Origin of the sequence: Burkholderia anthina (assembly GCF_001547525.1) — a bacterium.
In the GTDB taxonomy this organism is placed as follows: Bacteria; Pseudomonadota; Gammaproteobacteria; order Burkholderiales; family Burkholderiaceae; genus Burkholderia; species Burkholderia semiarida.
On record NZ_CM003768.1, the window covers coordinates 1,933,529 to 1,955,714 of the forward strand.

A 22,186-nucleotide genomic window follows, 5' to 3' on the forward strand; every position below is an offset into this window, starting at 1 on the left:
GCCGGCAACCCGCAGCCAGTCGCACATAGCCGGTGGCCCGCCGTCAGTCGCCCGCATCCGCGGGAGTTTACACGTGGACGAGCGTACCTTCGTCCTCGCCCAGCACGATGCGCTTGAGCGCACCCGGCTTGTTGATCGAAAACACGCGAATCGGCAGCTTCTGGTCGCGGCACAGCGCAAACGCCGTCGCGTCCATCACCTGCAGGTTGCGGCTGATCGCCTCGTCGAAGCTGATCGTCGTATAGCGCGTAGCCGACGGATCCTTCTTCGGATCGGCAGAATATACGCCATCGACCTTGGTCGCCTTCAGCACGACTTCGGCGCCCACTTCCGAGCCGCGCAGCGCGGCCGCGGTATCCGTCGTGAAGAACGGGTTGCCGGTGCCGGCCGCGAAGATCACGACACGGCCTTCCTCGAGCTGACGGATCGCACGCGGCCGGATGTACGGCTCGACGACCTGGTCCATCCGCAGCGCCGACTGCACGCGCGCCTCGATGCCCGCGTGGCGCATCGCGTCCTGCAGCGCCAGCGCGTTCATCATCGTCGCCAGCATCCCCATGTAGTCGGCCGTCGCGCGGTCCATGCCGGCCGCGCCGCCCGCGACGCCGCGGAAAATATTACCGCCACCGATCACGACCGCGAGCTGCGTGCCGAGGCGCACGACTTCTGCGATATCCGCCACCATCCGCTCGATCGTCGCGCGATTGATGCCGAAGGCGTCGTCGCCCATCAGCGCTTCGCCGGAGAGTTTGAGGAGGACGCGTTTATAGGCATTGGACATAGGGGCTTCCGAGCGACGAGAGGATGACAACCACGAACTGTAGGGGCGAAATACTGATTCGGGCAAGCGCCGACGACCGGGCCGGGGTTCCCGGCCGGCCGGCGGCGCCGCCGGCCGCGGCGGAGCGGACGCCCGCCGCGGTTACTGCCTGACTGCTTACTGCTGCTTTGCTGCTGCGACTTGCGCGGCCACTTCGGCGGCGAAGTCGTCCTGGCGCTTCTCGATGCCTTCGCCGACGACGAACAGCGCGAACTTCTGCACCGCGGCATTCGCTGCCTTCAGCATCTGCTCGATCGTCTGCTTGTCGTTCTTCACGAACGTCTGGTTCAGCAGCGACACTTCCTTCAGGTACTTCTGGACGCTGCCGTCGACCATCTTCGCGACGATTTCGGCCGGCTTGCCCGATTCCGCGGCCTTCTGCTCGGCCACGCGGCGTTCCGTCTCGATCAGTTCCGCCGGCACGTCGGCCGACGACAGCGCGACCGGCTTCATCGCCGCGATGTGCATCGCGACGTCCTTGCCGACCTGCTCGTCCGCGCCCGTGTACTCGACGATCACGCCGATACGCGCGCCGTGCAGGTACGTGGCGATCTTGTTCGCGGTTTCGAAACGGACGAAACGGCGGATCGACACGTTCTCGCCGATCTTGCCGATCAGCGCCAGACGCACTGCGTCGACGGTCGAGCCGTCGAGCGGCAGCGCCGACAGTGCCGCCACGTCGGCCGGATTTTGCGTCGCGACGAGTTCCGCCACCGTCTTCGAGAACGCGAGGAAGTCGTCGTTCTTCGCGACGAAGTCGGTTTCGCAGTTCAGCTCGACCAGCGAGCCTGCGTTGCCGCCGACGAACGATGCGACGACGCCTTCCGCCGTCACGCGCGACGCGGCCTTGCTCGCCTTGTTGCCGAGCTTGACGCGCAGCAGTTCTTCAGCCTTGGCCAGATCGCCGTCGGCTTCCGTCAGCGCCTTCTTGCACTCCATCATCGGTGCGTCGGTCTTTGCGCGCAGTTCTGCCACCATGCTTGCGGTAATTGCCGCCATCATTCGCTCCTTGAGTCTGTATTCACAACGCCGCCCGCTTGGACGCGAACGGCCGAGATTCGTTTCCGGACCCGCGCCGATTCGGCGCGATCAGGTCCGGCGCACAAGCTTAAAAAAAGGGGGCCTGTTGAGAGCCCCCTTTTTGCGCCGGCTCGGGGCCAGTTACGCGTTTTCCTCGACGTACTCGTCGTCGCCGCGTGCAGCCTGGACCACTTCGTTGACCGCGTTCGCACGGCCTTCGAGGATCGCGTCGGCCACGCCTTCCGCGTACAGCGCGACTGCCTTGCTCGAGTCGTCGTTACCCGGGATCACGTAATCCACACCTTCCGGCGAGTGGTTCGTATCGACCACGGCGATGACCGGCACGCCCAGCTTGTTCGCTTCCGTGACGGCGATCTTGTGGTAGCCGACGTCGACGACGAAGATCGCGTCCGGAATGCCGCCCATGTCCTTCACGCCGCCGATCGACTTCTGCAGCTTGGCGATTTCGCGCTCGAACAGCAGCGCTTCCTTCTTGCTCATCTTCTCGAGCTCGCCCGCCTCGACAGCCGCTTCCATGTCCTTCAGGCGCTTGATCGACACCTTCAGCGTCTTGAAGTTGGTCATCATGCCGCCGAGCCAGCGTGCGTTGACGTACGGCATGCCCGCACGCTGCGCTTCCTGGGCGATCGTGTCACGCGACTGGCGCTTCGTGCCGACGAACAGGATCGTGCCGCGGTTCGCTGCCAGCTGGCGCACGTACTTCTGTGCGTCCGTGAACATCGGCAGCGTCTTTTCGAGGTTGATGATGTGAATCTTGTTGCGGTGACCGAAAATGAACGGAGCCATCTTCGGGTTCCAGAAGCGCGTCTGGTGACCGAAGTGGACACCCGCTTCCAGCATTTGGCGCATCGTGACTGCCATGTAAATTCTCCACGAGGGTTGGGTCTTAAGCCGGCTGCCGTACCGCCGCGCGAACCCGCCCGAAGGGCGCGGATGCCGCGCGGCCGGCACCCTGGTTGCGCCGGCTTGCGATTCGGCACGCGCAAAACGCCCGTGCCGTAAGCCTTTCATCGCGATGCCGCCCCAAGACGGGGAAAATTCGGCATTTGGATATCGACTTAGCCAGAGAGTATAGCACGCGGAATTGCCCGCTCTCAAGTCGCGCGGCACTTTCGCGTGCCGTGCGGCAGCGGGCCGGACAATCCGCGAAAACCCGCATCCGCGCGGCCCGCAGGGGCTGCGAGGCCCGCCATAAGGTGCGATAATCCGTCAATTCACCGCATTGCAGGCATACCTCGATGGCTATTACGCTCAAAAACGAACACGATATCGCCCAGATGCGCGTCGCCTGCCGTCTCGCGAGCGAAGTGCTCGACTTCATCACGCCGCACGTCGTCGCAGGCGTCACGACCGCCGAACTCGACCGCCTCTGCCACGAGTACATGCTCAACGAGCAAGGCACGATCCCCGCGCCGCTGAACTACCAGCCGCCCGGCTATCCGCCGTACCCGAAGGCCACCTGCATTTCGGTCAACGACGTGATCTGCCACGGTATTCCGGGCGAGAAGGTGCTCAAGAACGGCGACGCGCTGAACATCGACATCACCGTGATCAAGAACGGCTATTTCGGCGACACCAGCCGGATGTTCATCGTCGGCGAGGGGTCGATCCTCGCGAAGCGCCTCGTGCAGACCACCTACGAATGCATGTGGCTCGGCATCGACCAGGTCAAGCCCGGCGCGCACCTCGGCGACATCGGCTACGCGATCCAGAAGCACGCGGAAGCGCAAGGCTACAGCGTCGTGCGCGAATACTGCGGCCACGGCATCGGCACGGTGTTCCACGAGGATCCGCAGGTCGTCCACTACGGCCGCCCGGGCACCGGCGTCGAGCTGAAGGCCGGCATGATCTTCACGATCGAGCCGATGATCAACGCCGGCAAGCGCGACATCCGCACGATGCCCGACCAGTGGACGGTCAAGACGCGCGACCGCAGCCTGTCCGCGCAGTGGGAGCACACGGTGCTCGTCACCGAAACCGGCTACGAAGTGCTGACCGTGTCGGCCGGCACGCCGGCGCGCCCCGTGTTCGCGCAACCGGCCGCCGCCGTCTGAGCGACGTCACGCCAGCCCGCCCCACTTTCGCACCTGAACGGCTGCCCATGAGCGCTCACGCTGCCCCCTCGCCCGAAGCGCTGTCGCGGCGCGCCGAATTCAAGGCCGCCAAGACGGAAATGCTCGAGCGTTTTCGCCGCGCGGCGAACGTCGCGTCGCTGATGCACGCGTTGTCGAAACTCACCGACGACGCGTTGAAGCGCGTGTGGGACGAATGCGGGCTGCCCGCGACGCTCGCGCTCGTCGCCGTCGGCGGCTACGGGCGCGGCGAGCTCGCGCCCTATTCCGACGTCGACATCCTCGTGCTGCTGCCCGATACGCACGACGCGGCGCTCGACGCGCGCATCGAGCGCTTCATCGGGATGGCGTGGGATCTCGGCCTCGAGATCGGCAGCAGCGTGCGCACGGTCGCTCAGTGCATCGAGGAGGCGTCGCAGGACGTCACGGTGCAGACCTCGCTGCTCGAAGCGCGCCGCATCGTCGGCAGCACCGCGCTGTTCGAGCGCTTCACCGTGCGCTACCACGAAGCGCTCGACGCCCGCGCGTTCTTCACCGCGAAGGTGCTGGAGATGCGCCAGCGCCATGCGAAGTTCCAGGACACGCCGTACAGCCTCGAGCCGAACGTGAAGGAAAGCCCGGGCGGGCTGCGCGACCTGCAGACGATCCTGTGGATCGCGCGCGCGGCCGGCTTCGGCAGCAGCTGGCGCGAACTCGACACGCGCGGGCTCATCACCGACCGCGAAGCACGCGAGCTGCGTCGCAACGAAGGCTTCCTGAAGACGCTGCGCGCGCGGCTGCACGTGATCGCCGGGCGCCGCCAGGACATGCTCGTGTTCGACCTGCAGACGCAGGCCGCCGAGAGCTTCGGCTACCAGCCGACGCAGGCCAAGCGCGCGAGCGAGCAACTGATGCGCCGCTACTACTGGGCCGCGAAGGCCGTCACGCAGCTCGCGACGATCCTGATCCAGAACATCGAGGCGCAACTGTTCCCCGCGACGAGCGGCATCACGCGCGTGCTGTCGGCCGATCGCTTCGTCGAGAAACAGGGGATGCTCGAGATCGTCGACGACGGCGTGTTCGAGCGCCATCCCGACGCGATCCTCGAAGCGTTCCTGCTGTACGAGACGACGCGCGGCGTGAAAGGCCTGTCCGCCCGCACGCTGCGGGCGCTGTACAACTCGCGCGAAATCATGAACAACGCGTGGCGCCGCGATCCGCAGAACCGCCGCACGTTCATGCGGATCCTGCAGCAGCCCGAAGGCATCACGCATGCGTTCCGGCTGATGAACCAGACGAGCGTGCTCGGCCGCTACCTGCTGAATTTCCGCCGTATCGTCGGCCAGATGCAGCACGACCTGTACCACGTGTACACGGTCGACCAGCACATCCTGATGGTGCTGCGCAACATCCGCCGCTTCGCGGTGGCCGAACATGCGCACGAATACCCGTTCTGCAGCCAGCTGATCGGCAACTTCGAGCGGCCGTGGGTGCTGTACGTCGCGGCGCTGTTCCACGACATCGCGAAGGGCCGCGGCGGCGATCACTCGACGCTCGGGATGGCCGACGCGCGGCGCTTCTGCCGCGAGCACGGGATCGACGGCGACGACGCGGCGCTGATCGTGTGGCTCGTCCAGCATCACCTGACGATGAGCCAGGTCGCGCAGAAGCAGGACACGAGCGACCCCGAGGTCATCAAGCGCTTCGCCGAAGTCGTCGGCAACGAACGCTACCTCACCGCGCTCTACCTGCTGACCGTCGCCGATATCCGCGGCACGAGCCCGAAGGTATGGAACACGTGGAAGGGCAAGCTGCTCGAGGATCTGTACCGCATCACGCTCGCGGTGCTCGGCGGCGCGAACCCCGACGCGCATTCGGAACTGAAGTCACGGCAGGAGCAGGCGCTCGCGCTGCTGCGCCTGGAAACCGTGCCCGACGACGCGCACCGCGCATTGTGGGATCAGCTCGACGTCGGCTTCTTCCTGCGTCACGACGCGGCCGACATCGCGTGGCAGACGCGCGTGCTGTACCGGCACGTGAACGCCGAAACCGCGATCGTCCGCGCGCGGCCGTCGCCGATCGGCGACGCGCTGCAGGTGCTCGTGTACGTGAAGGACCGCCCCGACCTGTTCGCGGGCATCTGCGCGTATTTCGACCGCAACGGGCTGTCGGTGCTCGACGCGCGCGTCAGCACGACGCGGCACGGCTATGCGCTCGACAACTTCATCGTCACGCAGACCGAACGCGACGTGCGCTACCGCGACATCGCGAATCTCGTTGAGCAGCAGCTCGCGGCGCGGCTGGCCGAAACCGCATCGCTGCCGGAACCGTCGAAGGGCCGCCTGTCGCGGCTGTCCCGGACGTTTCCGATCACGCCGCGCGTCGACCTGCGGGCCGACGAGCGCGGTCAGTACTACATCCTGTCCGTGTCGGCCAACGACCGGCCGGGCCTTCTCTATTCGATCGCGCGCGTACTCGCCGAACATCGGATCGGCGTCCATGCGGCGCGGATCAATACGCTCGGCGAGCGCGTCGAAGACATCTTCCTGCTCGCGGGTGCCGGCCTGTCCGACAACCGCCTGCAGATCCAGCTCGAAACCGAATTGCTGCGTGCGATCGCAGTCTGAATGAATCCCAGCGTTTATGCGCACCAAATTAACCGTCAAGAATCCGAAGCCGGCGTCGCCGACTCGCGCCCCCGTCCGCTCCGGCAGCCTCGTCGCCCGCAAGGCGGTACGCCCCGCCGCGCCGCCCGCGGCGGACAAGCCGGCCCGCCCGAAGAAGGCGCCCGCGGCGGCCGCCACCGGCGAGCGCTCGTTCAAGCCGCGCGGCGCCGCCGGCGCCGAACGTCCGGGCGCGGATCGCGCACCGGCGAAGCGCGCGCCGCGTGACGGTGGCGCCGAGCGCGGCACGCGCGCGCCGTATCGCGACAATGCGGTCGGCGAAGGTGCGAAGCGCGGCTTCGGCGAGCGTCGCACGTCGTCGGATCGCCCGCCGCGTCGCAACGATGACGATGCGCGGCCGCGCCGCGCCGGTGGCGACGAAGGCAAGCGTCCGTCCTATCGTGACAACGCGGCCGGCGAAGGCGCGAAGCGCGGCTTCAGCGAGCGTCGCACGTCGTCGGATCGCCCGCCGCGTCGCGATGACGACGCACGTCCGCGTCGCGCGGGTGGCGACGAAGGCAAGCGCCCGTCCTATCGCGACAACGCATCCGGCGAAGGCGCGAAACGCAGCTTCGGTGAGCGTCGCACGTCTTCCGACCGCCCTCCCCGCCGTGATGACGACGCCCGTCCGCGTCACGCAGCAGGCGGTGACGACAGCAAGCGCCCGTCCTATCGCGACAAGGCCGCCGGCGAAGGTGCGAAACGCAGCTATGGCGACCGCAATACGTCATCGAATCGCCCGCCGCGCCGCAGCGACGACGATACGCGTCCGCGCCGTGCAGCGGGCGGTGACGACAGCAAACGCCCGTCCTATCGCGACAAGGCCGCCGGCGAAGGCGCGAAGCGCAGCTATGGCGACCGCCGCCCGTCGTCCGATCGCCCGCCCCGTCGTGATGACGATGCACGCCCGCGCCGCGCAGCAGGCACCGACGACGGCAAGCGTCCGTCCTACCGCGACAAGTCGGCCGGCGAAGGCGCGAAGCGCAGCTTCGGCGATCGCCCGGCCCGCCCCGCGCGCGACGGCGAGCGCCGTTCGTTCGGCGCGGTGAAGACCGCGCAACCCGTCAAGCGCGCGGCGGCGGCCGATGTCGACTACGGCGACGAAACGGGCCTGATGCGCCTGTCGAAGCGGATGTCCGAGCTCGGCATGTGCTCGCGCCGCGAAGCCGACGAATGGATCGAAAAGGGCTGGGTGCTCGTCGACGGCCAACGCATCGACACGCTCGGCACCAAGGTGCGCGCCGACCAGAAGATCGAAATCGACGAGCGGGCGAGCGCCGCGCAGGCCGCGCAGGTGACGATCCTGCTGCACAAGCCGGTCGGCTACGTGTCGGGCCAGGCGGAAGACGGCTACGAGCCGGCGTCCGTGCTGATCACGCGCGCGAACCGCTGGAGCGGCGATCATTCGCCGCTGCGCTTCTCGCCGCAGCATCTGCATGCGCTTGCGCCGGCCGGCCGTCTCGACATCGACTCCACCGGCCTGCTCGTGCTGACACAGAACGGCGTGATCGCGAAGCAGCTGATCGGCGAGCAGTCGGACATCGACAAGGAATACCTGGTGCGCGTGCGCTTCGGCGAACGACTGATCGACATCGACCAGCACTTCCCGGCGGAATCGCTCGCGAAGCTGCGCCACGGCCTCGAGCTCGATGGCGTTCCGCTGAAGCCGGCGATGGTGAGCTGGCAGAACGGCGAACAGTTGCGCTTCGTGCTGCGCGAAGGCAAGAAGCGCCAGATCCGCCGCATGTGCGAACTGGTCGGCCTCGACGTGATCGGCCTGAAGCGCGTGCGGATGGGCCGCGTGATGCTCGGCGCGCTGCCGCAGGGCCAATGGCGCTACCTGTCGGCCGACGAGACGTTCTGACCTCGGGCACGCGCGACGTGCGCCCCGTCATGACGAAGCCCGCTTGCGCGGGCTTTTTCTTTTCCGCGCAAAGCGCGGACGATCAGTCGTCGTCGGCCGGATCGAGCCCCGGGAACAGCACCTCGGTGAAGCCGAAGCGCGTGAAGTCGGTAATCCGCATCGGATACAGCTTGCCGATGAGGTGATCGTATTCGTGCTGGACCACGCGCGCGTGGAATCCTTCGGCGACGCGATCGATCTTCTGGCCGAACTGGTCGTAACCGCTGTAGCGCACCTTCGCGTAGCGGCTGACGACGCCGCGCATGCCCGGCACCGACAGGCAGCCTTCCCAGCCCTCTTCCATGTCCGGCGGCAGGTACTCGATCTTCGGGTTGATCAGCACGGTCTCGGGCACCGGCGGCGCGTCCGGATAGCGGTTGTTGTTGCCGAAGCCGAAGATGATGATCTGCAGCCCGATGCCGATCTGCGGCGCGGCCAACCCGGCGCCGTTCGCGTGATGCATCGTCTCGAACATGTCCGCGACGATCTCGTGCAGCTCGGGGGTATCGAACCGCTCGACCGGTTGGGCGATTTCGAGCAGGCGCGGATCGCCCATCTTCAGGATCTCGCGAATCATGGCGTATTGCCCTCCAGGAGTTGGTGCAGACCGTCTTCGTCCAGCACGGGGATGCCGAGTTCCTCGGCCTTCGCGAGCTTGCTGCCGGCTTCGGCGCCCGCGACCACGTAATCCGTCTTCTTCGACACCGAACCGGCCACCTTGGCGCCCGCCGCTTCGAGCATTTCCTTCGCCGCATCGCGCGTGAGAGTCGGCAGCGTGCCCGTCAGCACGACCGTCTTGCCGGCCAGCACGCCCTGCGGCGCCTTCGGCGCGGGCGGCCCTTCCGGCCACGTGACCTTGCCCGGCGCGCGCAACTGCTCGATCACGGTCCGGTTATGCTCTTCCGCGAAGAACTGGTGAATCGACTCGGCGACGATCGGCCCGACGTCGTTGACTTCGAGCAGTTCGTCGATCGACGCGTCCATGATCGGCGTCAGCGAGCCGAAATGCTTCGCGAGATCCTTCGCGGTCGATTCGCCGACATGGCGGATGCCGAGCCCGTAGATGAAGCGCGCGAGCGTCGTATGCTTCGCCTTCTCGAGCGAATCGAGCAGATTCTGCGCGGATTTCTCGGCGAACCGGTCGAGTTCGGCCAGCGTCGCGAAGCCGAGATTGAACAGGTCGGCCGGCGTGCGCACCAGATTCAGCTCGACGAGCTGGTCGATGATCTTCTCGCCGAGGCCGTCGATGTCGAGCGCGCGGCGCTGCGCGAAATGCCACAGCGCCTGCTTGCGCTGCGCCGGGCAGAACAGCCCGCCCGTACAGCGCGCGATCGCCTCGTCCGGCAGGCGCTCGATCTTCGAGCCGCACACCGGGCATTCGGTCGGCATCACGAATTCGGCCGCATCCGCCGGGCGCCGGTCGAGCAGCGCGCCGACCACTTCCGGAATCACGTCGCCCGCGCGGCGCACGATCACGGTGTCGCCGATCCGGATGTCCTTGCGGCGCACTTCGTCCTCGTTGTGCAGCGTCGCGTTGGTCACGGTCGCGCCGCCGACGAACACCGGCTCGAGACGCGCGACCGGCGTGATCGCGCCGGTGCGGCCGACCTGCACGTCGATCGCGACGAGCTTCGTCAGCGCTTCCTGCGCGGGGAACTTGTGTGCAAGCGCGAAGCGCGGCGCGCGCGACACGAAACCGAGGCGCTCCTGCTCGTCGCGCCGGTTGACCTTGTAGACGACGCCGTCGATGTCGTACGGCAGCGACTCGCGCTTCTCGCCGACCTTGCGGAAGAAGTCCAGCAGGCCTTCGGCGCCGTGCACGACCGCGCGCTCGCGGTTCACCGGCAGGCCGAGCGACTCGTACCAGTCGAGCAGCGCGCTGTGCGTGTCGGGCATCGGCATCCCGTCGAGCACGCCGATCCCGTATGCGAAGAACGACAGCGGCCGCTGCGCGGTGATCTTCGAGTCGAGCTGGCGCAGGCTGCCGGCCGCCGCGTTGCGCGGGTTCGCGAATTCGCGCTGCTCGGCCGCGCGCTGGCGTTCGTTCAGGCGCGCGAAATCGCGCTTGAACATCAGCACCTCGCCGCGCACGTCGAGCACGGCCGGCACGTGCTTGCCCTTCAGCTTCAGCGGAATCGAGCGGATCGTGCGCACGTTCTCGGTCACGTCCTCGCCCGTCGTCCCGTCGCCGCGCGTCGCCGCCTGCACGAACACGCCCTGCTCGTAGCGCAGCGAAATCGCGAGGCCGTCGAACTTCAGTTCGCACGCGTATTCGACGGGGTCCGTCACCGAGCCGGCGAGATCGGTCGACTTGGCGAGCGCGTCGGCGACGCGCTTGTCGAACGCGACGATGTCCTCGTCGGCGAAGCCGTTGTTCAGCGACAGCATCGGCGCATCGTGGACGACGGGCGTGAAGCCGCCGGCCGCTTCGCCGCCGACGCGCTGCGTCGGCGAATCGGGCGTCACGAGTTCGGGATGGTCGGTTTCGAGCTGCTGCAGCTCACGGAACAGCCGGTCGTATTCGGCGTCGGGCAGATCCGGCTGATCGAGCACGTAATAGGCGTAGTTCGCCCGCTCGAGTTGGTCGCGCAGCCACGCGGCGCGCGCGTCGGGCTGGCTGGCTGGCGGTTCGGCTTGGGTTCGGGCCATGCTGGCGGCAGATTCGTTCTGAAAAATCGGATTTCCGATTATCTCAGTTTGACGCCGCGGCGGGGTGCGCAATGCGGGCCCGATGGCATGCTGCGGCGCACACCAAGCGGTGTGCGCCGCGGCGACGAACGACGGCGCCAGGGGCCGCCGTCCGCGCGATCGCGTTACTGGCTGAAGAGGCGGCGCGTGACCGGCGAACCGGCCGGAATGCCGGCTTCCTCGAGCTTCGCGTACAGCTTCATCAACTGCTGCTCGATCGCGAGCAGCGTCGACTCCGGCAACGGCCGGCGCGAATCGTCGACGACGCGCGCGCCGATCCGCTCGGACAGCGACTTCGCGTAATCGCACATCAGCCGGAACGGCAGGATGTCCTCTTCGGCCACCGGCACGTCGAGCACCAGCGTGATCATGTTGCCGCCCTTGTACGTCAGGTCGTCGCGCAGGAAGTTCGTATCGCCGAACTGCAGCATGAACACCGGATTCTGCTTCGCGTCGAGCTTCACGAAGCGCGTGCCGTCGCGCGACAGCAGCAGCCCGTCCTGCGACGCGACCGCCTGCACGTAGTTCGCGGACCACGGCGCACCGTCCGACATCACGTTGATCGACAGTTGCGCGTCGCACTGCGCGGCAAACGCATCGAGCTCGCGCGCCATCGCGACCGTTTCCATCATGTCCGGGAATTCCGGCGCGCCGTCGATCGCGTCGGCGAACTGCTGGACGCCCGTCACGAATTCGGAGAATTCGAGCTCGTTCAGCGCGCCGCCGCGGTTCGCGAGTTGCGCGGCCGCGCGCAGCTCTTCGTAGCGCACGCCGTTCTGCAGCAGCTCCCACTGGCCGCCTTCCGGCTTGCCTTCGATGTGCACGGGCTTGCTGCCCGCGCGGCGCAGCCGCTGCGCGATCGGCAGGATCTTGTCGCCCGGCAGCGGCCCGGTGAGACGGATCGGCACGATGCAGTCGATCCGGCGATCGACGATCGCGGGCGGCGCCGACGAGATCGTCGTCGCGGCCGGCAACACCGGTTCGGTCGGCTCGGCCGCCGCCTCGTGCGTGGCGGCGGGCACGGCTTCCTCGCCCGCGGCCGGCGCGGTCGGTGGGGCCGACGTGTCGACACCCGTCGCCTCGGCCTGCAGGTCGGCCGGCGTATCGGCCGGCGCGGCGCCGCCCGCGGCCGCACCGAAGGTGGGCTCGACGCGCGTGGCTTCGGCCGTGGCCGCCGTACCCGCGGAGACCGGCGCCGCGGGCTCGCGACGCACCGGCTGACGCACCGGCTCGATGAACGGCGGCTCTTCGTCGCGCTCGGGGCGGTTCATCGCCTCGGCCGCTTCCTCCGGCATCGGGCGCGGCATCCTGCGCCGCACTTTCGCGCCCTGCCATGCGTTGTAGACCACGACGCCGCCCACCACGACGGCGCCCGCGCCGATCAAACCGAGTGTCAACTCGTCCATGCACGCTCCATCAGCAATTCTTTTTCGTCGGGACCGCGAACGGGCGCCATGCGCCGCGCGAACGCGGTCCGGTTTCGTCAAACGTCAATTCTGGGCAAAACCCGCGGCGGTTTCCATGTCCACCGCGACGATCCGCGACACGCCCTGCTCCTGCATCGTCACGCCGATCAGCTGCTGCGCCATTTCCATCGCGATCTTGTTGTGCGAGATGAACAGGAACTGCGTCTTGTCGGACATCGCGCGCACGAGATTCGCGAAACGCTCGGTGTTCGCGTCGTCCAGCGGCGCGTCGACCTCGTCTAGCAGGCAGAATGGCGCCGGGTTCAACTGGAACATCGCGAACACCAGCGCGGTCGCGGTCAGCGCCTTCTCGCCGCCCGACAGCAGGTGAATCGTCGCGTTCTTCTTGCCCGGCGGCTGCGCCATCACCTGCACGCCGGCATCGAGAATCTCGTCGCCCGTCATGATCAGCTTCGCCTGGCCGCCGCCGAACAGGCGCGGGAACAGATCGCTGAAATGACGGTTGACCTCGTCGAAGGTGCCCTGCAGCAGCGTGCGGGTTTCCTGGTCGATCTTGTGGATCGCGTCCTCGAGCGTCGTGATCGCGTCGATCAGGTCGGCCGACTGCGCGTCGAGGAACACCTTGCGTTCGCTCGCGGCCTTCAGCTCGTCGAGCGCGGCCATGTTCACCGGCCCGAGCGCGTTGATCGCGTTGTTCAGGCGCGTGACTTCGCCCTGCAGGTACGACGGCTTGAGATCCGGCGTCAGCTTCGCGGCCAGCGCGGCCTCGTCGACCTCGGCGGCCGCGAGCTGCTCGGCGAACTGCTCGACGGACAGGCGCGCGGCCTGCTCCTTCAACTGCAGCTCGGTGATGCGGTCGCGCAGCGGCTGTAGCGAACGCTCGGCGACGAGCCGTTGCTCGTCCGACGCGCGCAGCTTCGCGGTCAGGTCGTCGAGCTCGATGCGCGCGGCCTGCAGCGCTTCTTCCTTCACCGCGCGAATCTCGAGCGCGTCCTGCAGGCCCGTGTGCGCGGTCTGCTCGTTGATCGTCTCGAGTTCGGCGCGCGCGTCTTCCAGCGACGCGGCGACGCGCTCGCTCTGCTCGTGCGCGACCTGGATCGTGCGCTTGAGTTCGTCGATGCGGGTCGCCGCGTTGCGTGCGGCAAAGCGCGCGTCGTTCGCACCGCGCTCCAGGTCGCGCGCTTCCTGACGCGCCTGCGTCAGCGATTCGTCGAGCGACTCGAACGCGAGCTGGTTGTCCTCGAAGCGCGCCTGCAGTTCCGCGAGCTCGCCGTCGAAGCGCTCGAAATTCGCTTCCGACTCCGCGCGCAATGCACGCTGCTCCTCGATCTGCGCGCCGATTTCCTCGAGTTCCTCGCGGATCTGCGTGCTGCGCTGCGTATAACGCTCGTGCGCCTGCGCGAGCTTCAGCACGTCCATCTGCAGCGCATGCAGGCGCTGCGTCGCGCGCTCGGCCTGCGCGCGCACGTCGCCGAGCGCCTGCGTGGCCTGCGTGTGCGCGGCTTCCGCCCGCACGGCCGCCGTGCGCGCCTCGTCGGCGAGCAGCGCCTGCGCGCGCACCTGGCGCGTCAGGTTTTCGATTTCCTGCTGGCGGGCCAGCATCCCGGCCTGCTCCGAATCGGCCGCGTACAGCTGCACGCCGACGCGCGTGACGATGTGGCCGGCCTTGACGACGAACGCGCCGCCTGCCGGCAACTGCGTGCGCGTGGCGAGCGCCTGCGCGACGTCGTCGGCGACGTACACGTTGCCGAGCCAGTCGTTCAGCACCGCGCGGATACCGGCGTCGTCGATGCGCACGAGCGACAGCACCGGCCGCAGCCCGGCCGCCGCGGCGGGCGGCTCGCCGGCCGCGGGCGGCGCATAGAACGCGAGCTTCGCGGGCGGCGCGTCGGCAGCGAACGCCTTCACCCAGTCGAGATTCGACACTTCGAGCGCGGCGAGGCGCTCGCGCAGCACGGCCTCGAGCGCCGCTTCCCAACCGGCCTCGACGTGCAGCTTCTTCCACAGCCGCGGCAGCGCACCGAGCTCGTGCTTGTCGAGCCACGGCTGCACCTTGCCTTCGGTCTGCACGTTCTCCTGCAGCTGCTTCAGCGCGGCGAGGCGCGCCTCCAGCTGGTGGATCTGCGCGGCTTCGGCCTGCACGCGCTCCTGCGCGGCACGGCGTTCGCCGTCGAGGCGCGGCACCGTTTCCTGCGCGTCCGCGAGGCGTGCCTGCGCTTCAGCGAGAATCTCTTCCTGCTCGGCCAGTTGCATGCGCAGCTCTTCGAGCTGCGTCTCGTCCGGCGCGTCGAGCCCGCCCGCTTCGCTCTTCAGGCGCTCGTGGCGCTGCTGAAGCTGCTGGAGCTGCTGGTCGGCGTTGCGCTGGTGCGCGGCTTCGAGCTTCAGCGACTGCTCGGTCTGCGCGATCCGCGCGCGCTCGTCGTTGAGCTGCGCCTGCGCGTCGCGCCACTTCGCTTCGAGCGCCGGCAGCGCATCGTGCTTCGCGGCCGCGTTGTCTTCGGCGAGCGCGGCCTTCTCGTCGGCCATCGCGCGCGCCTCTTCGGCTTCCTCGAGCTCGTCCTGCGACTTCTCGGCCTGCGCGCGCCACTGCTCGCGCTGCGCGTTCAGCGCGGCGATCTGCGCCTGCACGCGATTGCGCGATTCGACGATGAACTTGATCTCGGCTTCGAGGCGGCTCACCTCGGCGTTCGCCTCGTAGAGCGCGCCCTGCGCGCCCTGCATCGCGTCGCTCGCCGAGTAGTGCGCGACGCGCAGCGTCTCGAGCTGCGCCTCGACTTCGCGCAGCTTCGCCGTCTGCGCCTCGAGGTCGATCTGCGCCTGTTCGATCGCACGCTGCTGCTTCTGCTGCTCGCCCGCGGCCTCGTTCTTGCGCAGCAGCCACAAGAGGCGCTGCTTCTCCTCGCCGTCGGCGACGAGTTCCTTGTACTTGGTCGCGACCACCGCCTGCGCCTCGAGCTTCTCGAGGTTCGCGCCGAGTTCGCGGACGATGTCCTCGACGCGCGTGAGGTTCTCGCGCGTGTCGTGCAGACGGTTCTCGGTTTCGCGGCGGCGTTCCTTGTACTTCGACACGCCGGCGGCTTCCTCGAGGAACACGCGCAGCTCTTCGGGCTTCGCCTCGATGATCCGCGCGATCATGCCCTGCCCGATGATCGCGTACGCGCGCGGCCCGAGGCCCGTGCCGAGGAAGATGTCCTGGATGTCGCGGCGGCGCGCCGGCAGGTTGTTGATGTAGTAGCTCGACGTGCCGTCGCGCGTCAGCACGCGCTTCACGGCGATTTCGCCGTACTGGCCCCACTGCCCGGCCGCACGGCCGTCGGAGTTGTCGAAGATCAGTTCGACGCTGGCCCGGCTGCCGGGCTTGCGGGCGGTCGAACCGTTGAAGATCACGTCCTGCATCGATTCGCCGCGCAGCTCGGACGCGCGCGACTCGCCGAGCACCCAGCGCACGGCATCGATGATGTTGGACTTGCCGCATCCGTTCGGGCCGACCACGCCGACGAGCTGGCCCGGAACCTGGAAATGCGTGGGATCGACGAAGGATTTGAAGCCAGCGAGTTTGATCGAGCTCAGACGCACGGCGGTATCGGATGTGAAGAAGGTGTGAGACGGACGGGGCCGCACGGCGCGGGGCCGGAGAGCCCCTGCGCGCCACGCGCCCCGGAATTCAAAAACGGGGCCGCGCGCATCCAGCGTTGGGCCCCGCAAACGGCGTCCATCATACCATCGCGCGTGCGCCGTCCCGACCGGCGCCGGGTTTGTCCGGTGCCGGCACGGCACGATGGACCCGGCTCGACAGCAGCGTCGCCAGCACGATGCACGCGCCGCCCGCCCACTCGCGCGCGCTCGGCAGCTCGTTCGCGAACACCCACGCGGACAGCGCGGTGATCACGATCTCGAACAGCATGATGATCGATGCACGGTTCGCCGGCACACGCGCGAGGCCGTACTGGACGAGCAGGTTGTTCGACGCCATCGTCACGCCGATCGCCGCGATGATCAATGCGGCGACGCCAAGCTGGCCGCTTGCCGGCGCGGCCGGCAGCCCCTCGAACAGCGACGCGATCGCGCCGAACACGGTCGCGCCGCCGAACAGCGTCGCGGTGCGCATTTCCGCGCGCATGTCGGGCAGCTCGCGGCTCGCCTTGATCACCAGCACGTTGCTCATCGCGAAGCTCAGGCCGGCCGCGAGGCCCGCCCATTCGGCCGGGTTGGCCGGCAGCGGCAAGCCGAGCGCCGGCGACCACAGCATCAGCATCGCGCCGCCGATCGACAGCGCCGCGAGCCCCGCGCCGGCCCAGGTCAGCCGCTCGCGCAGCAGGAAGTGCGCGTAGATCGCGGTCCAGGCCGGCGTCAGGTAGAACAGCAGCATCACGCGCAGCACCTCGCCGTGGATCGTGCCCCACACGAAACCGAGGTTCGTCACGCCGGCCGTCACCGCGATGCCCGGCAGCACCCAGTGCCAGCGCAGCGTCGCGATCGCGCGGTGCCGCGCGACGATCACGAACAGGAATGCGACGAGGCTCGTCAGCGCGCTCGCCAGCGTGCCCGTCACGCCGAGCGACGCGAGGATCCGCAGCGGATACCAGATCAGGCCCCATACCGACGCGCCGATCAGGATGGCCAGCGTCGGCAGGCTGCCGCGTACCGCATTGTTCATTTGGTTCGATACCCTTTATTCGATCGGCCCGGCCGCCGCGCCGGCAGGCCGTGACCGCATTCCGTCACGCTATAATCGTCCGCTGCGACCCGCGCGCCCGAGGCGCCCGCTCGCAGCCGCGCGGCGCGCCCGCCGCTTCTTTCGCTCCAACCGGCCGCGATGGCCGCTTCGCCCGTGAACCCTCGACTCGACTCGCTCCAGCCCTATCCCTTCGAAAAGCTGCGCGCCCTGTTCAAGGACGTGACGCCTTCCGGCGACCTCAAACCGATCAGCTTCGGCATCGGCGAGCCCAAACACGCGACGCCGGCGCTGATTCGCGACGCCGTGGTGGCCGCGCTCGACGGCCTTGCGTCGTATCCGGCCACCGCCGGCTCGGACGCGCTGCGCACGTCGATCGCACGCTGGCTCGAGCGCCGCTACGGGCTGCCGGCCGTCGATCCGGCCACGCAGGTGCTGCCGGTGTCGGGCTCGCGCGAGGCGCTGTTCTCGCTCGCGCAGACCGTGATCGACGCGCGCACGACCGCGGACGGCAAGAAGGCGATCGTACTCTGTCCGAATCCTTTCTATCAAATTTACGAAGGCGCGGCGCTCCTGGCCGGTGCCGAACCCTATTTCGCGAACAGCGACCCGGCCCGCAACTTCGCGTGCGACTACGCGGCCGTGCCCGACGACGTGTGGGCGCGCACGCAGCTGCTGTACGTGTGCTCGCCGGGCAACCCGACAGGCGCCGTGCTGACGCTCGACGACTGGCGCGAGCTGTTCGCGCTGTCCGACCGCCACGGTTTCGTGATCGCGTCCGACGAGTGCTACTCGGAAATCTATTTCGACGAAGCGGCGCCCCCGCTCGGCGGCCTCGAGGCCGCGCACCGCCTCGGCCGCGGCTTCGAGCGCCTCGTGATGCTGTCGAGCCTGTCGAAGCGCTCCAACGTGCCGGGCATGCGCTCGGGCTTCGTCGCCGGCGACGCCGCGCTGCTCAGGAAATTCCTGCTGTACCGCACGTATCACGGCGCCGCGCTGTCGCCGGTGTGGCAGCACGCGAGCATCGCCGCGTGGAACGACGAGGCGCACGTGCGCGAGAACCGCGCGCTGTACCGGCAGAAGTTCGATACGGTCACGCCAATGCTCGCCGACGTGATCGACGTGAAACTGCCCGACGCCGCGTTCTACCTGTGGGCCAACGTGTCGCGCACCGGCCTGTCGGACACCGAGTTCGCCCGCCGCCTGTACGCCGACTATAATGTGACGGTTCTGCCCGGCTCGTACCTCGCGCGCGATGCGCACGGCACGAACCCGGGCCGCGATTTCATCCGGATCGCGCTCGTCGCGGGCACCCCCGAATGCGTCGAGGGCGCGCAACGCATCGTCGATTTCTGCCGGGCTCTCCCGCGGTAAGACGTCCATCCCGATCAATTCCATCCATCTCCTGCGAAAACGAACATGTCGCAACAACTTCAGCAAATCATCGATACCGCCTGGGAAAACCGCGCCGAGCTGTCGCCGAAGGCCGCGCCCGCCGACGTCCGCGAGGCCGTCGCTCACGCGATCGAGCAACTCGACAAGGGCGCGCTGCGCGTCGCCGAGAAAATCGACGGCAACTGGACGGTCCACCAGTGGCTGAAGAAGGCCGTGCTGCTGTCGTTCCGCCTGGAGGACAACGCGCCGATGCCGGCCGGCGGCTACTCGCAGTTCTACGACAAGGTGCCGTCGAAGTTCGCGAACTACACGGCCGAGGATTTCGCCGCGGGCGGCTTCCGCGTCGTGCCGCCGGCCATCGCGCGCCGCGGCTCGTTCATCGCGAAGAACGTCGTGCTGATGCCGTCGTACACCAACATCGGCGCGTACGTCGACGAAGGCACGATGGTCGACACGTGGGCGACGGTCGGTTCGTGCGCGCAGATCGGCAAGAACGTGCACCTGTCGGGCGGCGTCGGGATCGGCGGCGTGCTCGAGCCGCTGCAGGCGAACCCGGTCATCATCGAGGACAACTGCTTCATCGGCGCGCGCTCGGAAGTCGTCGAAGGCGTGATCGTCGAGGAAAACTCGGTGATCTCGATGGGCGTGTACCTCGGCCAGAGCACGAAGATCTACGATCGCGAGACGGGCGAAGTCAGCTACGGCCGCATCCCGGCCGGCTCGGTCGTCGTCGCCGGCAACCTGCCGTCGAAGGACGGCTCGCACAGCCTGTACTGCGCGGTAATCGTCAAGAAGGTCGACGCGAAGACGCGTGCGAAGGTCGGCCTGAACGAGCTGCTGCGAGGCGACTGATGGCGAAGCCGCACACCGTGGTCGTCTACGGCATTCCGAACTGCGACACCGTGAAGAAGGCCCGCGTGTGGCTCGACGATCACGGCGTCGAATTCGAGTTCCACGATTTCAAGAAGCTCGGCGTCAGCGCGCCGCTGATCGAAGACTGGCTGAAGGACGTGTCGCTCGACGCGCTCGTGAACAAGCGCGGCACGACGTGGCGCGGCCTGGACGACGCGATGAAGGCGGCCGCCGAAACGAAGACCGGCGCGGTCGCGCTGATGATCCACAAGCCGTCGGTCATCAAGCGCCCCGTGCTCGTCGTCAACGGCCGCGTGAAATCGCTCGGCTTCGCGGCCGACCAATACGCGGCGCTGTTTGCCGCATAGGGCTGCCCGCGCCGCGCCTGCGGGCGGGCCTGTTCACGCTAATAACGGGCTTGCGCTGGCCCGACGCCCTGTCGCTGCCGGCCACCGCGCCGGCATTTTTTATCGAAAGTGGTCCGAACCATGTCCGCCACCCTAGCCCTTACCGAACAGCTGATCGCCCGCGCGTCCGTGACGCCCGACGACCAGCACTGCCAGCAGATCATGACCGAGCGCCTCGCCGCGCTCGGCTTCGAATGCGAGACCATCGCGTCGCACGGCGTGACCAACCTGTGGGCCGTCAAGCGCGGCACCGACGGCCGCGACGGCAAGCTGCTCGCGTTCGCGGGTCACACCGACGTCGTGCCGACCGGCCCGCTCGAACAGTGGACCTCGCCGCCGTTCATCCCCGCCCATCGCGACGGCAAGCTGTACGGCCGCGGCGCGGCCGACATGAAGACGTCGCTCGCGGCGTTCGTCGTCGCGTCCGAGGAATTCGTCGCGGCCCATCCAGGCCACCGCGGCGCGATCGCGTTCCTGATCACGAGCGACGAGGAAGGCCCGGCCACCGACGGCACCGTGAAGGTCGTCGAGCTGCTGCAGGCACGCGGCGAGCGGCTCGACTACTGCATCGTCGGCGAACCGACGTCGACCGCCGAGCTCGGCGACGTCGTCAAGAACGGCCGCCGCGGCTCGATGTCCGGCGAACTGGTCGTCAAGGGCGTGCAGGGCCACATCGCGTATCCGCACCTCGCGAAGAACCCGATCCACCTGCTCGCGCCGGCGCTCGCCGAGCTCGCCGCCGAGCAGTGGGACGCCGGCAACGAATACTTCCCGCCGACCACCTGGCAGGTGTCGAACCTGCACGCCGGCACCGGCGCGACCAACGTGATCCCCGGCCACGCCGACCTGCTGTTCAACTTCCGCTTCTCGACCGCGAGCACGGTCGAGGGCCTGCAGGCCCGCGTGCATGCGATCCTCGACAAGCACGGCCTCGAATACACGCTGAAGTGGTCGGTGAGCGGCCTGCCGTTCCTCACGCCGCGCGGCGAACTGTCGGGCGCGCTGGAAAACGCGATCCGCGCCGAGACCGGCATCACGACCGAGCTGTCGACGACGGGCGGCACGTCGGACGGCCGCTTCATCGCGCGCATCTGCCCGCAGGTGATCGAGTTCGGCCCGCCGAACGGCAGCATCCACAAGATCGACGAGCACATCGAGCTGCGCTTCGTCGACCCGCTGAAGAACGTGTACCGACGCGTGCTCGAACAACTGATCGCCTGACGGAGCCTCGCATGACGACACCTTTTGCCACGGTCCGCGACCTGCTGCGCTACGCGGTCACGCGCTTCTCGAAAGCGAAGCTCGCGTTCGGCCACGGTTCCGACAACGCGTACGACGAAGCGGCCTACCTCGTGCTGCATACGCTCGACCTGCCGCTCGACACGCTCGAGCCGTTCCTCGACGCGCGCCTCTTGCCCGACGAAATCGCGGCCGTGCTCGCGGTGATCGAACGACGCGCGACCGATCGCGTACCGGCCGCGTACCTCACGCACGAAGCGTGGATGCACGGCCACCGCTTCTACGTCGACGAACGCGTGATCGTGCCGCGCTCGTTCATCGGCGAACTGCTCGACGACGGGCTGCAGCCGTATGTCGCCGATCCCGAGCAGGTTGGCGCGGTGCTCGAACTGTGCACCGGCTCCGGCTGCCTCGCGATCCTCGCGGCGAGCGCGTTCCCGAACGCGGAGATCGACGCGGTCGACCTGTCGGACAAGGCGCTCGAAGTCGCGGCAATCAACGTGCGCGACTACGGCCTCGAAGACCGCATCGGGCTGCACCGCGGCGACCTCTACGCCCCGCTGCCCGCGTTCCGCACCGATCCCGGCTCGCGCTACGACGTGATCCTGACGAACCCGCCGTACGTCAATGCCACGTCGATGGCCGCGCTGCCGCCCGAATACCGGCACGAGCCGGAAATGGCGCTCGCCGGCGGCGACGACGGGATGGACATCGTGCGACGCATCGTCGCCGAAGCGCACCGCTGGCTGCACGACGACGGCGTGCTCGTCGTCGAGATCGGCAACGAACGCGAGAACGTCGAAGCGGCGTTCGGCGGCCTCGAGCTCACGTGGCTGCCCACCAGCGCGGGCGACGACGCGGTGTTCCTGATCCAGGCATCGGACCTGCCGCGCAAGGCCTGAGCGTGTGCGGGCCACCCGCCGTGCGGCGCACCGTTGCGCCGCACGGTTGGGTAAGATGCGCGTAGGCGGCCGCCCGGCCGCACGACCTGCGGAATCCCTTCGGGAGCTCTCCCGGCAGCACCC

At 68.1% G+C, this 22,186-nt stretch carries 16 protein-coding genes; 8 read left to right on the forward strand and 8 right to left on the reverse strand.

The window, feature by feature from the left end; all coding sequences use genetic code 11:
- Positions 1–67: 67 nt before the first annotated feature.
- The 3 genes from pyrH to rpsB form a co-directional block, all read right to left on the reverse strand.
- A complete protein-coding gene (gene pyrH, locus WS64_RS08905) occupies positions 68–781 on the reverse strand; it encodes a UMP kinase (protein WP_006402648.1) in 714 nt (237 codons plus the stop codon).
- 156 nt (positions 782–937) lie between these two features.
- The gene (tsf, locus tag WS64_RS08910) at positions 938–1,819 is read right to left on the reverse strand and encodes a translation elongation factor Ts (RefSeq protein ID WP_060966272.1); all 882 of its coding nucleotides are present in this window, start codon (positions 1,817–1,819) and stop codon (positions 938–940) included.
- A gap of 162 nt (positions 1,820–1,981) precedes the next feature.
- On the reverse strand, positions 1,982–2,722 hold the full coding sequence (gene rpsB / locus WS64_RS08915; RefSeq protein WP_006483818.1) for a 30S ribosomal protein S2: 741 nt from the start codon (positions 2,720–2,722) through the stop codon (positions 1,982–1,984).
- Positions 2,723–3,099: 377 nt separating this feature from the next.
- On the opposite strand from rpsB, the gene map reads away from it, so the two are divergent.
- Genes map through WS64_RS32560 form a run of 3 tightly spaced genes read left to right on the forward strand, consistent with a single transcriptional unit; the run spans position 3,100 to position 8,439 of the window.
- Positions 3,100–3,915 carry a type I methionyl aminopeptidase gene (map, locus tag WS64_RS08920; RefSeq protein ID WP_059573697.1) on the forward strand — a complete coding sequence of 272 codons (816 nt, stop codon included), beginning with the start codon at positions 3,100–3,102 and terminating at the stop codon, positions 3,913–3,915.
- Positions 3,916–3,962: 47 nt separating this feature from the next.
- Positions 3,963–6,539, forward strand: coding sequence for a [protein-PII] uridylyltransferase (locus WS64_RS08925; protein WP_060966273.1), 2,577 nt, complete (start codon positions 3,963–3,965; stop codon positions 6,537–6,539).
- A gap of 16 nt (positions 6,540–6,555) precedes the next feature.
- Positions 6,556–8,439 (forward strand): pseudouridine synthase, encoded by a 1,884-nt coding sequence (locus tag WS64_RS32560; protein ID WP_081103800.1) that lies wholly within the window; start codon positions 6,556–6,558, stop codon positions 8,437–8,439.
- An 82-nt stretch (positions 8,440–8,521) separates the two neighbouring features.
- On the opposite strand, the gene def is transcribed toward WS64_RS32560, so the two are convergent.
- From def to WS64_RS08955, 5 genes are all read right to left on the reverse strand, one after another.
- Entirely contained in the window at positions 8,522–9,055 is a 534-nt protein-coding gene (def, locus tag WS64_RS08935) for a peptide deformylase (RefSeq protein ID WP_059573695.1), read from the reverse strand.
- Positions 9,052–11,127, reverse strand: a complete 2,076-nt coding sequence (gene ligA / locus WS64_RS08940; RefSeq protein WP_059645389.1) for an NAD-dependent DNA ligase LigA — start codon at positions 11,125–11,127, stop codon at positions 9,052–9,054. Before ligA ends, def begins: the two co-directional genes overlap by 4 nt.
- 164 nt (positions 11,128–11,291) lie before the next feature.
- A complete protein-coding gene (locus WS64_RS08945; protein ID WP_060966274.1) occupies positions 11,292–12,572 on the reverse strand; it encodes a cell division protein ZipA C-terminal FtsZ-binding domain-containing protein in 1,281 nt (426 codons plus the stop codon).
- 84 nt (positions 12,573–12,656) lie between these two features.
- Positions 12,657–16,169: a chromosome segregation protein SMC gene (gene smc / locus WS64_RS08950; RefSeq protein ID WP_060966275.1), complete on the reverse strand. Its 3,513-nt coding sequence runs from the start codon at positions 16,167–16,169 to the stop codon at positions 12,657–12,659.
- Positions 16,170–16,308: 139 nt separating this feature from the next.
- Positions 16,309–17,250 (reverse strand): DMT family transporter, encoded by a 942-nt coding sequence (locus WS64_RS08955; RefSeq protein ID WP_060966276.1) that lies wholly within the window; start codon positions 17,248–17,250, stop codon positions 16,309–16,311.
- A gap of 159 nt (positions 17,251–17,409) precedes the next feature.
- Here WS64_RS08955 and dapC point away from each other — a divergent pair, with 159 nt between their 5' ends.
- From dapC to prmB, 5 genes are all read left to right on the forward strand, one after another.
- Complete coding sequence (gene dapC, locus WS64_RS08960) at positions 17,410–18,642, forward strand: succinyldiaminopimelate transaminase (RefSeq protein ID WP_060966277.1); 1,233 nt, start codon at positions 17,410–17,412, stop codon at positions 18,640–18,642.
- 45 nt (positions 18,643–18,687) lie between these two features.
- The gene (dapD, locus tag WS64_RS08965; RefSeq protein WP_006478479.1) at positions 18,688–19,515 is read left to right on the forward strand and encodes a 2,3,4,5-tetrahydropyridine-2,6-dicarboxylate N-succinyltransferase; all 828 of its coding nucleotides are present in this window, start codon (positions 18,688–18,690) and stop codon (positions 19,513–19,515) included.
- On the forward strand, positions 19,515–19,883 hold the full coding sequence (locus WS64_RS08970) for an ArsC family reductase (protein WP_034207673.1): 369 nt from the start codon (positions 19,515–19,517) through the stop codon (positions 19,881–19,883). Before dapD ends, WS64_RS08970 begins: the two co-directional genes overlap by 1 nt.
- A 120-nt stretch (positions 19,884–20,003) precedes the next feature.
- The gene (gene dapE / locus WS64_RS08975) at positions 20,004–21,143 is read left to right on the forward strand and encodes a succinyl-diaminopimelate desuccinylase (RefSeq protein ID WP_059573687.1); all 1,140 of its coding nucleotides are present in this window, start codon (positions 20,004–20,006) and stop codon (positions 21,141–21,143) included.
- Between the two features lie 11 nt (positions 21,144–21,154).
- Positions 21,155–22,063: a 50S ribosomal protein L3 N(5)-glutamine methyltransferase gene (gene prmB, locus WS64_RS08980; protein WP_059645359.1), complete on the forward strand. Its 909-nt coding sequence runs from the start codon at positions 21,155–21,157 to the stop codon at positions 22,061–22,063.
- Positions 22,064–22,186: the final 123 nt, after the last annotated feature.